This is a genomic window from Agrococcus sp. ARC_14, assembly GCF_022436485.1.
Lineage (GTDB): Bacteria > Actinomycetota > Actinomycetes > Actinomycetales > Microbacteriaceae > Agrococcus.
On sequence record NZ_JAKUDO010000001.1, the window covers coordinates 1,293,936 to 1,306,578 of the forward strand.

Below are 12,643 nucleotides of genomic sequence, written 5' to 3' on the forward strand. Positions count from 1 at the left end.
CACACAGCCGGCCGCTGCACGCCCGGGCGGGAGAGCTCCTTCGGGAGCACCGAAGGAGCAAGCCTCCCCGCCAATCTCTCAGGTTCTAGAACCGCTCGGGAAGGCCACACTGGAGCAGATCGGGAACGATCGGCGACTGTGGGGGAGTCCAGACCGATGGAGGACTCATGACCGAACCGCAGACGACGGAGCCCCGCACGCCGCTGCTCGCCGTGCACGAGGCTGCGGGCGCGCAGCTGATCGACTTCGCCGGCTGGCAGATGCCCGTGCGCTACGCCTCCGACCTGGCAGAGCACGAGGCCGTGCGCCAGCGCGCTGGCCTCTTCGACCTCAGCCACATGGCAGAGCTGCGCGTGCGAGGGTCGGAGGCCGCCGCCTTCCTCGATCACGCGCTCGCAGGCAGACTCTCGGCGATCGTGCTGTGGCAGGCGAAGTACTCGCTGCTGCTGGCCGAGCACGGGGGCATCATCGATGACCTCATCGTGTACCGCACGGGTGAGACCGAGTTCCTCGTGGTCGCCAACGCATCCAACCGACACGCGGCGCTCGAGGCGCTGACGGCCCGCTCTGCCGGCTTCGACGCGACGATCGTCGACGAGACCGAGCAGACCGCGCTCGTCGCCGTGCAGGGTCCCGCCGCGCTCGCGATCGTCGGTGCGATCGGTCTGGAGTCCGATCCGCTCGACGACCTCGGCTACTACCGCAGCCTGCCGGGCGTCTTCGAGGGCGAGGACGTGCTGATCGCCCGCACCGGCTACACCGGCGAGGACGGCTTCGAGCTCTACATCGCGGCGCACGCCGCCGAAGATCTCTGGCGCGCGATCGTCATCGCGGGCGAGGGCCACGGCCTCTCGCTCTGCGGCCTCGCAGCGCGCGACACGCTGCGCCTGGAGGCGGGCATGCCGCTCTACGGCAACGAGCTCTCGCTCGACGTGCTGCCCGCGCAGGTGGGCCTCGGCCGCGTCGTCGCGCTCAAGACCAAGGGCGACTTCGTCGGCCGGGCGGGCATCGAGACCGGCCCCGCAGCGGGCGCGCCCGTGCTCGTCGGGCTCACCGCCGACGGCCGCCGCGCGCCGCGCGCTGGCTATCCGGTGCTCGATGGCGACCGCGTCGCAGGCCGCGTGACGAGCGGTGCGCTCTCGCCCACCCTCGGCCATCCGATCGCGATGGCCCTCGTCGAGCCCGACTCGGCGCAGTCCGAGTCCCTGTCCGTCGACGTGCGCGGCACGAAGCTGCCCGCCGTCGTCACACCGCTGCCGTTCTACACGCGAGAGGCCTGACCATGAGCGAGACCAAGTACACCAAGGACCACGAGTGGATCCGCGTCGACGGCGACGTCGCGACGGTCGGCATCACCGACTTCGCGCAGGCGCAGCTCGGCGACGTCGTGTTCGTCGACCTGCCGGGCGTCGGCCGCAGCTTCGCCGCGGGCGAGTCGATCGGCGAGATCGAGTCGACGAAGTCGGTCGGCGAGCTCATCGCCCCCGCGGCAGGCGAGGTCGTCGAGGTCAACGACGAGGTGGCGGGCGACCCGACGCTCGTGAACTCGGGCGCAGAGGGCGACGGCTGGCTCGTCAAGCTCCGCTTCACCGAGGAGCCGGAGCTGCTCGACGAGGCCGCGTACCGCGAGCTCACCGCCTGATGCGCCCGTTCGTCGACCGCCACATCGGCACGGATGCGGCGGCGCAGCAGGTCATGCTCGAGGCGGTCGGGTTCGACTCGCTCGAGTCCCTCATGGACGCCGCGGTGCCTGCGGGCATCCGCACCGCGGGCACCGACATCGGCGGGGCGGTCTCCGAGACTGCCGCGCTCGCCGAGCTGCGCGAGCTCGCTGGCCGCAACCGCGTGCGCCACAGCGCCATCGGTCTCGGCTACCACGGCACCGTCACGCCCCCGCCGATCAAGCGCCTCATCCTCGAGAACCCGTCCTGGTACACGGCCTACACGCCCTACCAGCCGGAGATCAGCCAGGGACGCCTCGAGGCCCTCATCAACTTCCAGACGATGGTCGCCGACCTGACCGGCCTCGACATCGCCAACGCCTCGATGCTCGACGAGGGCACCGCCGTCGTCGAGGCGATGCTGCTGGCCCGGCGCGTGTCGAAGTCGGCCTCGTCGGTCTTCGTCGTCGACACCGATCTGCTGCCGCAGTCGAAGGCGCTGCTGCGCCACCGCGCGCACGCGACCGGCATCGAGCTCGTCGAGCTGCCGCTGGCCGGCACCGCTCCCGCCGATCTGCCGGAGTCGTTCGGCGTCATCGCGCAGCTGCCCGGCGCATCCGGGCTCGTGTGGGACGCGAGCGGCATCTTCGCCGCCTCGACCGAGATGGGTGGCGTGCCCGTCGCGGCCGCCGACCTGCTGGCACTCACCCTCATCGAGGCGCCCGGCAGCCAGGGCGCGCAGATCGCCGTCGGCTCCTCGCAGCGCTTCGGCGTGCCGATGGGCTTCGGCGGCCCGCACGCCGGCTTCATGGCCGTCGCCGACCGTCTCACCCGCCAGCTGCCGGGCCGCCTCGTCGGCGTCTCGCTCGATGCCGACGGCTTCCCCGCCTACCGATTGACGCTGCAGACGCGCGAGCAGCACATCCGCCGTGAGAAGGCCACGAGCAACATCTGCACGGCGCAGGTGCTGCTGGCCGTGATGGCCTCGATGTACGGGGTCTACCACGGCCCCGACGGGCTCACGGCGATCGCCGAGGGCGTGCACGGCGTCGCGACCCGCTTCGCCGGCGCCGCGCGCGCCGCGGGCATCGAGCTCGTGCACGAGTCGTTCTTCGACACGGTGCGGATGCGCGTCCCCGGTCGTGCGGCGCAGCTGCAGTCGCAGGCGGCGGAGGCGGGCATCCTCGTGCACGTCGTCGACGCCGACACCCTGCACGTCTCGTTCGATGAGACGTGGGCGGAGGTCGGCACGGGCGTGCCGCTCGCCGACCTGCTCGAGGCGCTCGGCATCGCCGGCGAGGACGAGCCAGCAGCGGCTCGCGCCATCCCGTCGTCGCTCGCGCGGCAGAGCGCGTTCATGACGCACGAGGTCTTCTCTGCGCACCGCTCCGAGACCCAGGTCATGCGCTACGCGAAGCGGCTCTCCGATCGCGACTATGCGCTCGACCGCGGCATGATCCCGCTCGGCTCCTGCACGATGAAGCTCAATGCGGCGGCAGAGATGGAGGCCATCACCTGGCCCGAGTTCTCGCAGCTGCACCCCTACGGACCGATCGAGGATGCCGAGGGCACGCTCGCGCTCGTGGATCAGCTGGCAGATTGGCTGGCGAAGATCACCGGCTACGACACCGTCTCGCTGCAGCCGAACGCCGGGGCGCAGGGCGAGCTGGCCGGTCTCATGGCCATCCGCGGCTACCACCGCTCGCGCGGCGAGCAGCACCGCGACGTCGTGCTCATCCCCGCATCCGCCCACGGCACGAACGCCGCGAGCGCGGTGCTCGCGGGCTGCCGAGTGGTGGTCGTCGCCACGAGCGAGAACGGCGACGTCGATCTGGCAGACCTCGAGGCGAAGATCGCCGGCCACGCCGACGACCTCGCGGGCCTGATGATCACGTACCCCTCGACCCACGGCGTGTACGAGTCCGAGATTCGGCGCGTCACCGACCTTGTGCACGAGGCGGGCGGCCAGGTCTACATCGACGGCGCCAACCTCAACGCGCTGCTCGGCCACGCGACCTTCGGCGACATGGGTGGCGACGTCTCGCACCTCAACCTGCACAAGACCTTCTGCATCCCGCACGGCGGCGGCGGGCCGGGCGTCGGACCGGTCGCGGCGAAGGCGCACCTCGCGCCGTTCCTGCCGCGCGACCCGCGCGAGGAGTCACAGGAGATCGACGGCGTGCGCATCGGCACGAATCCGCTCGCGGCAGCGCCGTGGGGCTCCGCGTCGATCCTGCCGATCTCGTGGGCCTACGTGCGCATGATGGGGCTCGAGGGCCTCACCAAGGCGACGGCGAGCGCTGTGCTGGCCGCCAACTACGTCGCCGCGCGCCTGGCGGAGCACTTCCCGGTGCTCTACACGGGTGAGCACGCCGCCGGCGAGCGCGGCCTTGTCGCACACGAGTGCATCCTCGACCTGCGCCCGCTCAAGGAGGCGACCGGCGTCTCGAACGATGACGTCGCCAAGCGCCTGGTCGACTACGGCTTCCACGCGCCGACGATGTCGTTCCCGGTCGCGGGCACGCTCATGGTCGAGCCGACCGAGTCGGAGGATCTCCCCGAGATCGACCGCTTCATCGACGCGATGATCGCGATCAAGGCGGAGGCCGACGCGGTCGGCCGCGGCGAGGTGCCGCTCGAGGAGAGCGCGCTGCGACGTGCGCCCCACACCGCGGGGTCGATCGTGCACGGCGAGTGGAGTCGCCCGTACACCCGCGAGCAGGCGGTCTTCCCGGTCGCCGGCGTCGAGCGCGCGAAGTACTGGCCGCCGGTGTCGCGCATCGACCAGGCGTACGGCGACCGCAACATCGTCTGCAGCTGCCCGCCCGTGGAGGCCTTCGCCTGATGCCTGCCCCCGCCCGTCGGTCGAGGAGCGCGCGGCCGCAGCCCGCTCGCGTGGATTCCGTAGGTCGAGGAGCGCGTGGCGCAGCCGCTCCCGGGCCCGAGACGGGCCCGGCGCTGGCGTCGCGGCGGAGGCCCGAAAGGGCCTCCGCCCTCAGCTCCAGCGCGCGCGTCACGAGACCGGTGCATCGAGCTCGACCGCTCGCGATCGCCGGCGCACTGGTGGCCGCGCTGCTGCTGAGCGCATGCGGGCCGGCGACCGAGCCGCGCGTCGTGCCAGGCACGAGCGTCGACGTGGCGTGGACGGGCGAGCTCACCTCGGTGAACGCCGCGAGCACGACGGGCGCGACCGCGGCCAATCGCGACCTCGCCGCGATGACGCGCGGGCAGTTCGCCATCGTCGACGCCGAGGGCGAGGTGCTGGAGGATCCCTCGTTCGGCACCGCCTCGATCGCGAGCGAGTCGCCCTTCACGGTGCGCTACGACCTGGCCGACGGCGTCCGCTGGTCGGATGGCGTCCCCGTCGACGCCGCCGACCTCATGCTCGCTTGGGCGGCGACCTCGAACGCGCTCTCGACGCCCGAGCTCGACCTCGCGTCGCTGCGCGGCCTCGACGGTACGCTCGACCTGCCCGATGAGGCCGTCTGGTTCGATGTCGCCGACGCCGGCGGCCTGGCGCATTCGACCGCTGCCGTGCGCGACGACTGGGCACGCTCGATCGACGTCGCGCTCTCGCAGCCGATCCCTGACTGGCAGCAGGCGCTGCCGGTGGCGGTGCCCGCGCACGTGCTCGGCCAGCGGGCGCTCGGCATCGCCGATCCGATGGAGGCGAAGCAGGCCGTCCTCGACATCATCGACCGCGCCGACCCGCTCGCGCTGCACGATCTGGCGGAGGGGTGGACGAGCGAGTTCTCCGTCGATCCGCTCGCGCCGCAGAGCGACCTTCTCGTCTCGAGCGGCCCGTACCGCATCGACGCCATCCTGGACGGTCGCATCGAGCTCGCCGCCAACACCAGCTATGTGGGTGCGCGCGGTGCGGCCATCGAGCGCTTCGCGCTGCAGCCGGTCGCCGACGACGCGGCGGCGCTCGCAGGGCTCACGGCCGGCGAGCTCGATGTCGCGGCCATCACGCCGTCCGACGAGGACCGCGCGCAGATCCGGGACCTCGAGCGCGACGATGCAGCGATCGCCCTCGCGGGCGACGGCACCCGCTGGGAGCTCGTGCTGCGCACCGACCGCGCTCCGCTGCAGTCCGTCGAGGCGCGCGCATCCTTCTTCCACGCCCTCGATCGCGGTCGCGCGACGGAGGAGGTGCTGGGAGAGCGAGCGCAGGAGACCACGGCGACCGACTCGATCCTCTTCCGCTCCGGCACGCGCGTCTACGAGTACGCGCTCGAGGATGCGGGCTTCGGGGCGGCCTTCGGCGGGGCCGATCCGGAGGCCTCCGCAACAGAGCGCGAGTCGATGGGCATCGACGCCGGCACCGAGGTCTGCGTGCGCTACGACAACGACCAGCCCTTCGCCGCCGGGTACGTCGAGGCGATGCGCGCGCAGGCCGCAGAGGCAGGCTGGGCAGTGCGCGACTGCGGCGTCGACGATCTCGCCACGGGCCTGGCCGACGACGAGTGGAACGCCGTGCTGCGCCTCACGCGTACCCCGACGACGGTCGAGCAGATCGATCAGCGGTGGCGCGGCGGCGGCATCACCGCGGCCGAGAGCGCAGACCGCGACGGCCTGCTCGACGAAGCCCTCGCGACCGCCGACCAGGACGCGCTCGAGTCGACGCTGCTCGAGCTCGAGACCTCGCTGGTCTCGGATGCGCTGGTGCTGCCGATCATGGAGCCCTCACGCATGACGATCGCTGCAGGCGAGGTGCAGGGCGTCCTGCCAAGGCCCGGTCCCGCATCGCTCACCTGGAACGCCTGGGAGTGGGGCATCGAGTCGGCGACGCCGGCCCCCTGACCCACCCGTCGCTCGTCGAACCTTCGCTCGTCGAGTAGGCCGCGCAGCGGCCGTATCGAGACGCCTCAGGCGAACAACCCCGGGAACGTCGCGAACGCCCACGGGTACCCCACGAACACCGCGACGTCGATGAGCGTGTGCGCGACGATGAGCGGCACCAGCCTGCCGGTGCGCTGGTAGAGCCAGCCGAACAGCAGCCCCATCGCCACGTTGCCGATGAGCGCCGGCACGCCCTGATACAGGTGATAGACGCCGCGCAGCGCCGCGGTCGCGGCGATGATCTGCCAGGCGCTCCAGCCCAGCCTGCGCAGTCGCTCGAACAGGTAGCCGATCACGATCACCTCTTCGGTGAGCCCGGCGCGGAGCGCAGAGAGCAGCAGCACCGGCACCGTGAACCAGTGCGCGTCGAGCGGCGCAGGCACCACGTCGACGGTGAGCCCCAGCGCGCGGCCGGCGAAGTAGAGCGCGAGCCCCGGGATGCCGATCACGAGCACCAGGGCGGTGCCGGATGCGCTGTCGCGCCACGGGCGGGATCCGTCGATCCCGAGTGCGCCCAGGTGGGGGCGCCGGGAGCGCCACAGCAGCCAGACCACGAGCGCCACCGGGACGATGTCGAGGAAGATGCCGGTCAGCTGGTAGATCAGGTCGAGCCACGCGCGGTCGGAGCGCGTGGGGTTGAGCGCGACCTGCTGCTCGCCGATGGGCGCCTCGCGGGTGTTCAGGTCGACGAACTGCAGCACCGACCACAGCGCGCTGGCGCCCAGCGAGAGCAGCAGCACGATGGCGATCTCCGTCACGAGCCCGCGACGGGATGCCGGGCGGAGGGAGTCGGGGAGTGTGGCAGACACCCCTCAACGCTACGGCCACAGAGCCTCAGCGGTACGTAAGCACCAACTTGGTAACGATCGCGTCACCGGGCGTCTCGGGCCAGAATCGCGTGCTTAGACTGACGACTATCTCAGAGCACAGCGGCTCAAGAAGCCGCGCGCTCACCTTGCACAGGAGGAAACCAGTGACAAACATGATGAGGCGTCGCGGTCGCGCGATCGCCGGGATCGCCATCGGCGCAGCGGCTATGGTCGCGCTCGCCGGCTGCACCACAGGCGGCACGCCCGCTCCGTCCGATTCGGGCACCGGCGAAGCCGGTGGCACGATCAGCGTCGCCCAGACGAACGCCGTCACGGCGCTCACGTCGGCGACGCCTGACACCAACCTCAACACGAACGGCATGGTCGACTTCCTGACCGGCAACGCCACGGGCCCCGGCTCGATGCTGTACCTCGACGAGGAGTTCAACATCGTCCCCGACGAGACGAACGCCACGATCGAGCTCATCAGCGAGGAGCCGCTGGTCGTCCAGTACACCCTCGACCCCGAGGCTGTCTGGTCTGACGGCACGGCGATGAGCATGACCGACCTGCTGCTGCAGTGGGCGATCGGCTCCGGCTGGTTCGACGACGCGACGATCGACGAGGCGACCGGCGAGGTCACGGGCGGCAACCAGTACTTCCAGCTCGCCGGCTCCACCGCGGGTCTCGACACGACCGAGTTCCCGGAGATCGACGAGGAGGCCCGCACGCTGACGCTCAACTACGGCGAGCCCTACGTCGACTGGAACCTCGTCAATCTGATCGGCAAGCCCGCGCACGTGTTCGCAGAGCAGGCCGGCTTCGAGTCGGTCGAGGCGCTGCACACGTTCCTCGAGGAGACGCCGGCTGGCGACCCAGAGAACCCGATCGAGCCGAACGAGCAGCTGAGTGCGCTCGCCGAGTTCTGGAACACGGGCTACAACATCACCGCGATGCCGGAGGACGAGAGCCTCCTGGTGAGCGCTGGCATGTGGGTCGTCAAGGACTTCCAGGCCGACGACGGTGGCTTCATCTCCTTCGAGCGCAACCCCGAGTGGCGCGGCGAGCAGGCTCCGTCGTTCGACGAGCTGATCCTGCGCTTCATCGGTGACCCGAACGCGCAGATCACGGCCCTCCAGAACGGTGAGGTCGACGTCATCGAGCCCCAGCCCTCGGCTGACACGGTCTCGGCGATCGAAGCCTTCGACGGCACCCTCATCCAGGGTCCGCAGCTGTCGTACGACCACCTCGACCTGACGTTCAACGAGACCTTCGCCGACCCGGCCGTCCGTGAGGCATTCCTGCTCACGATCCCGCGCCAGGCGATCCTCGAGGCCGTCGTCACCCCGGTCGACCCCGAGGCAGAGGTGCTCAACTCGCAGCAGTTCGTCGCCAACCAGCCGCAGTACGCCGACGCGATCGCCGCGAACGGCTACAGCGACTACGCGGAGCCCGACATCGCGCGCGCCACCGAGCTGCTCGCCGGCGCCACGCCGACGGTCAGCATCCTCTACAACACGGCCAACCCGAACCGCGTCGACGCCTTCCAGCTCATCCAGGCGAGCGCGGCAGAGGCCGGCTTCATCGTCGAGGACGCGGGCTCGCCCGACTGGTCGACCCTGCTCGGCAGCGGTTCGTACGACGCGTCGATCTTCGGTTGGATCTCCCCGGGTGCTGGATACGCCAGCCTCCCGCAGATCTGGCAGACCGGCGGCGGCGGCAACTACAACAACTACTCCAACGCCGAGGTCGACACCCTGGCTGACGAGTCGCAGGTCACCATCGGCGACGAGGAGCGCCTCACCGAGATCCAGGTCGAGATCGACCGCCTCTCGCGCGAGGACTTCTACGGCCTGCCGCTCTTCCAGGTCCCCGGCCTGGTGGCGACCAACGGCACCGTCGACGGTGTGGTCTACAACGGCGGCCAGACGGGCGCCATCTGGAACACGTGGGAGTGGTCGCTCGTCGGCTGACGCTGACGGTATGATTCCCCACTAGTCCTACCCGGCCGTGGTTGCCGGGGCTCAGGCCCCGGCAACCACGGCCATCCCGTGTCCGTCCTCAATCGCGCGCGATCCGTGCGATCACCGACTGATCGGAGCTATTGAGCCGTGCTCAGCTTCATTGTGAGGCGCATCCTCGCCTCCATCCTCACCCTTCTCGTGGCCTCGTTCCTCATGTACGTGCTCGCCGCGAACTCGGGCAACCCTCTGCAAGACCTGCAGGGCTCCAACGCTCCGAACGCGCAGCTGCTGATCGGCCAGCGCATCGAGCGGCTCTCGCTCGACGTGCCGCCGCCGCTGCGCTGGTTCGGCTGGATCGCCGGTGCCGCAGGCTGCCTCGTGCCCTTCGCGACGTGCGATCTCGGCACCGACCTCAACTACACGCCAGTGACGGCCTTGCTGCCGGGCGCCGTGGCCTCGACGGTGAGGCTCGTGTCGGCGTCGACGATCCTGGCGATCATCTTCGGCATCATCACCGGCATCGTCTCGGCGCTGCGCCAGTACTCGGCCTTCGACTTCGGCATGACGTTCGTCAGCTTCTTCCTCTACTCGCTGCCGTCGTTCCTGGCTGCGGTGCTGCTGAAGGAGTTCATCGCGATCGACTTCAACAACTGGCTCTCGAGCGGAGACTCGAGCTTCGGCATCGTGCCGACGGTCGTCATCGCGCTCGTGATCGCCTTCATCATGCAGGCGCTGGTCGCGGGCGATCTGCGCAAGCGCCTGATCAGCTTCGTGATCGCGGGTGCCGCGACCGCCGCGCTGCTGACCTACCTCGACGCGTCGAACTGGTTCCAGCAGCCGGGTCTCGGTGCGGTCGGACTGCTGCTGCTCATCGGCGGCACCGTCTTCGCCGCCACCGCGGTGATGGCCGGCTTCGGCAACCGCCGCGCGCTCATCGGCGCGAGCGTGGCCGGCGTGCTCGCCTATGCCTCCTACTTCGTGCTGCAGGGGCTGTTCGCGATCTCGACGGTGTGGACGATCGGCATCCTGGGTCTTGCGACGCTGGCGGTCTGCTTCGTGGCCGGCTGGCTGATCGGCGGCCCGGATCGCGGCCAGGTGATCCGCGTGACGATGCTCGTGGGCTTCCTGTCCTCGCTCCTCGTCGTCGCCGACCGCTACATGCAGGCATGGCCCGCCTACCTCGCGAGCCCGCGCATCAACAACCGGCCGATCGCGACGGTCGGCGAGCAGACGGTCGGGCTCTCCGGCGACATGTGGCTCACGGGCCTCGACACGTTCACGCACTTCCTGCTGCCGACGATCTCGCTCACGCTCATCTCGTTCGCCGGCTACACGCGGTACGCGCGGGCCGGACTGCTCGAGGTGCTCAACCAGGACTACATCCGCACCGCGCGGGCGAAGGGCCTCACCGAGCGCACCGTGATCACGCGGCACGCGTTCCGCAACATGCTCATCCCGATCACGACGATCGTGGCTGCTGACATCGGCGTGCTGCTGGGCGGCGCGCTCATCACCGAGCGCATCTTCGCCATCAGCGGCATGGGAGCGCTGTTCAACATCTCGCTCGGTCGCGTGGATGTGAATCCGATCATGGGCTACTTCCTCGTGATCGCCATCACCGCCATCCTGTTCAACTTCCTGGCAGATCTGAGCTACGCGCTCCTCGACCCGAGAGTGAGGGTCAAGTGACGAACACCACCCCCGTAGGCGCCGCGACGACCGGCGAGGGCGAGTCCGGCCTGAGCCAGGGTCGCCTGATCATGCGGCGCTTCGTCAGCAACAAGACCTCGATGGTCTCGCTGGTGCTGCTGGTCGCGATCTTCGTGTTCTCCGTCTCGGCGATCGGCATCGGGCCGATCCCCGGCTGGTGGCCGCTCGACTACCGCCAGCCGATGACACTGGTCGACGGCGGCCGTCCGACCGTCTCCTTGATCCCCGAGTGGCTGGGCGGCGCAGGCTTCTTCCTCGGTGAGCACCCCTTCGGCCAGACCCGCATCGGCGTCGACTACTTCGCAGCGACGATGCGCGGCGTGCAGAACTCGTTCCTCGTCATCGTGCTGCTCGCGGGCGTCGCCACGGTGCTCGGCACCGTGGTCGGCGCGATCGCCGGCTACTACCGCGGCTGGGTCGACGCGGTCCTGATGCGCATCACGGATGTCTTCATCGTCATCCCCACCATCGTCGTCGGCGCCGTCGTGGGTCGAGCGACGGGCGGCCTTGGCGTGCAGTGGCTGGCGATCTTCCTCGGCCTCGTGGCCTGGATGGGCATCGCACGACTCGTGCGCGCCGAGTTCCTCTCGCTGCGCGAGCGGGAGTTCGTCGAGGCTGCCCGCGTCGCTGGCGCGAGCGACACGCGCATCATCTTCAAGCACATCCTGCCGAACGCCATGGGCGTCGTCATCGTTGCCGCGTCGCTCATCGCATCTGCGGCGATCATCCTCGAGGCCGCGCTGAGCTTCCTCGGCTACGGCATCCGACCTCCCGAGGCGTCGCTCGGCCTGCTGGTCTCCGACAACCAGTCGGCGTTCGCGAGCAGGCCGTGGCTGTTCTGGTTCCCGGCGTTCTTCATCGTCACGCCCGCGCTGCTGATCAACTTCATCGGCGACGGCCTGCGCGACGCGTTCGACCCGCGCCAGAAGCGGTTCTCGGTGCGGCGCACCAAGGAGCTGCCCGCGGTCGAGGAGCAGCGCGCGTGATGCGCACCGAGCAAGGCTCAGAGCAGCAGCGGCACGGTCGCGGCAAGCACCGGGCCGGCGATGAGCGCGGCCACGCGACCCCAGTGCACGGTGACGGGCACCGCGATCGCCTCGGCGTCGGCGCTGCCGTTCGCGAGGCGATCCCAGCGGTCGCGCACGAGCGCCGCCGCGTCGCCCGACTCGGTGCCCGGCAGGTCGCCGATGCGCATCCCCGCATCGAGCGGGCTGCGTGGGTCACGAGGATCCCGGTCGTCGCGGAAGCGACGGGCCTTGCGGCGCGCGATGAGCGCGCTGGCCTGCGGGGCGCACCACACCGACCAGCTGCGCCCGGGCGTGAAGAGCGTCAGAGCGAACTTCGTGTCGACGTGGATGAGCGCGTCCCAGGCCACGCGGATGGTGCGCAGCGGATTGCGGATCTCGCTCCCGTGCGCATCGACCACCAGCGCCGGCGCCCACATGGCGACGTACGCCGCATAGGCCAACCAGGCCGCCACGATGATCGTCGCGACGACGCCCTGCAGCTGCGACTGCAGCGCGAGCAGGCCGCCGAGCACCACCAGCAGCGCCCAGCAGGCGATGGCGACGCCTCGGTTGACGCGAGAGTGCAGGGTCACGGCAGGCTGATCGTCGTTCACAACTTCATGGTCGCAGGCACCGCGCCGCGCGCCCAT

General features: G+C 70.3%; 9 protein-coding genes and 1 riboswitch. Of the genes, 7 read left to right on the plus strand and 2 right to left on the minus strand.

From position 1 onward, the window contains the following. Nucleotides 1–17 precede the first annotated feature (17 nt). A riboswitch (glycine riboswitch) is annotated at nt 18–104 on the plus strand. 63 nt (nt 105–167) lie between these two features. The 4 genes from gcvT to MKD51_RS06495 all read left to right on the plus strand — a co-directional run bounded on the left by gcvT (nt 168) and on the right by MKD51_RS06495 (nt 6,464). Further along, on the plus strand, nt 168–1,280 hold the full coding sequence (gene gcvT / locus MKD51_RS06480) for a glycine cleavage system aminomethyltransferase GcvT (RefSeq protein ID WP_240239507.1): 1,113 nt from the start codon (nt 168–170) through the stop codon (nt 1,278–1,280). A gap of 2 nt (nt 1,281–1,282) precedes the next feature. Next, entirely contained in the window at nt 1,283–1,642 is a 360-nt protein-coding gene (gene gcvH / locus MKD51_RS06485; protein ID WP_240239510.1) for a glycine cleavage system protein GcvH, read from the plus strand. Then, complete coding sequence (gcvP, locus tag MKD51_RS06490; RefSeq protein ID WP_240239511.1) at nt 1,642–4,506, plus strand: aminomethyl-transferring glycine dehydrogenase; 2,865 nt, start codon at nt 1,642–1,644, stop codon at nt 4,504–4,506. Before gcvH ends, gcvP begins: the two co-directional genes overlap by 1 nt. A gap of 179 nt (nt 4,507–4,685) precedes the next feature. Continuing rightward, nucleotides 4,686–6,464 (plus strand): ABC transporter substrate-binding protein, encoded by a 1,779-nt coding sequence (locus MKD51_RS06495; RefSeq protein WP_240239512.1) that lies wholly within the window; start codon nt 4,686–4,688, stop codon nt 6,462–6,464. Between the two features lie 65 nt (nt 6,465–6,529). Here the strand turns inward: MKD51_RS06495 and MKD51_RS06500 are convergent, their stop codons facing one another. Beyond that, on the minus strand, nt 6,530–7,312 hold the full coding sequence (locus MKD51_RS06500; RefSeq protein WP_240239513.1) for a CPBP family intramembrane glutamic endopeptidase: 783 nt from the start codon (nt 7,310–7,312) through the stop codon (nt 6,530–6,532). 173 nt (nt 7,313–7,485) lie between these two features. On the opposite strand from MKD51_RS06500, the gene MKD51_RS06505 reads away from it, so the two are divergent. The 3 genes from MKD51_RS06505 to MKD51_RS06515 all read left to right on the plus strand — a co-directional run bounded on the left by MKD51_RS06505 (nt 7,486) and on the right by MKD51_RS06515 (nt 11,972). Beyond that, entirely contained in the window at nt 7,486–9,285 is a 1,800-nt protein-coding gene (locus MKD51_RS06505) for an ABC transporter family substrate-binding protein (RefSeq protein ID WP_240240852.1), read from the plus strand. A 138-nt stretch (nt 9,286–9,423) separates the two neighbouring features. Then, nucleotides 9,424–10,965, plus strand: a complete 1,542-nt coding sequence (locus MKD51_RS06510; protein WP_240239514.1) for an ABC transporter permease — start codon at nt 9,424–9,426, stop codon at nt 10,963–10,965. Then, complete coding sequence (locus MKD51_RS06515; protein ID WP_240239516.1) at nt 10,962–11,972, plus strand: ABC transporter permease; 1,011 nt, start codon at nt 10,962–10,964, stop codon at nt 11,970–11,972. The genes MKD51_RS06510 and MKD51_RS06515 overlap by 4 nt, the downstream gene beginning before the upstream one ends. Before the next feature lie 17 nt (nt 11,973–11,989). On the opposite strand, the gene MKD51_RS06520 is transcribed toward MKD51_RS06515, so the two are convergent. Then, nucleotides 11,990–12,586 carry a PH domain-containing protein gene (locus MKD51_RS06520; protein WP_240239517.1) on the minus strand — a complete coding sequence of 199 codons (597 nt, stop codon included), beginning with the start codon at nt 12,584–12,586 and terminating at the stop codon, nt 11,990–11,992. Nucleotides 12,587–12,643 lie beyond the last annotated feature (57 nt).

Bases quoted from the DNA above. Each gene is read 5' to 3' on its own strand.
- gcvT (WP_240239507.1), top strand. From the start codon at position 168: ATGACCGAACCGCAGACGACGGAGCCCCGCACGCCGCTGCTCGCCGTG.
- gcvH (WP_240239510.1), top strand. From the start codon at position 1,283: ATGAGCGAGACCAAGTACACCAAGGACCACGAGTGGATCCGCGTCGAC.
- gcvP (WP_240239511.1), top strand. From the start codon at position 1,642: ATGCGCCCGTTCGTCGACCGCCACATCGGCACGGATGCGGCGGCGCAG.
- MKD51_RS06505 (WP_240240852.1), top strand. From the start codon at position 7,486: ATGATGAGGCGTCGCGGTCGCGCGATCGCCGGGATCGCCATCGGCGCA.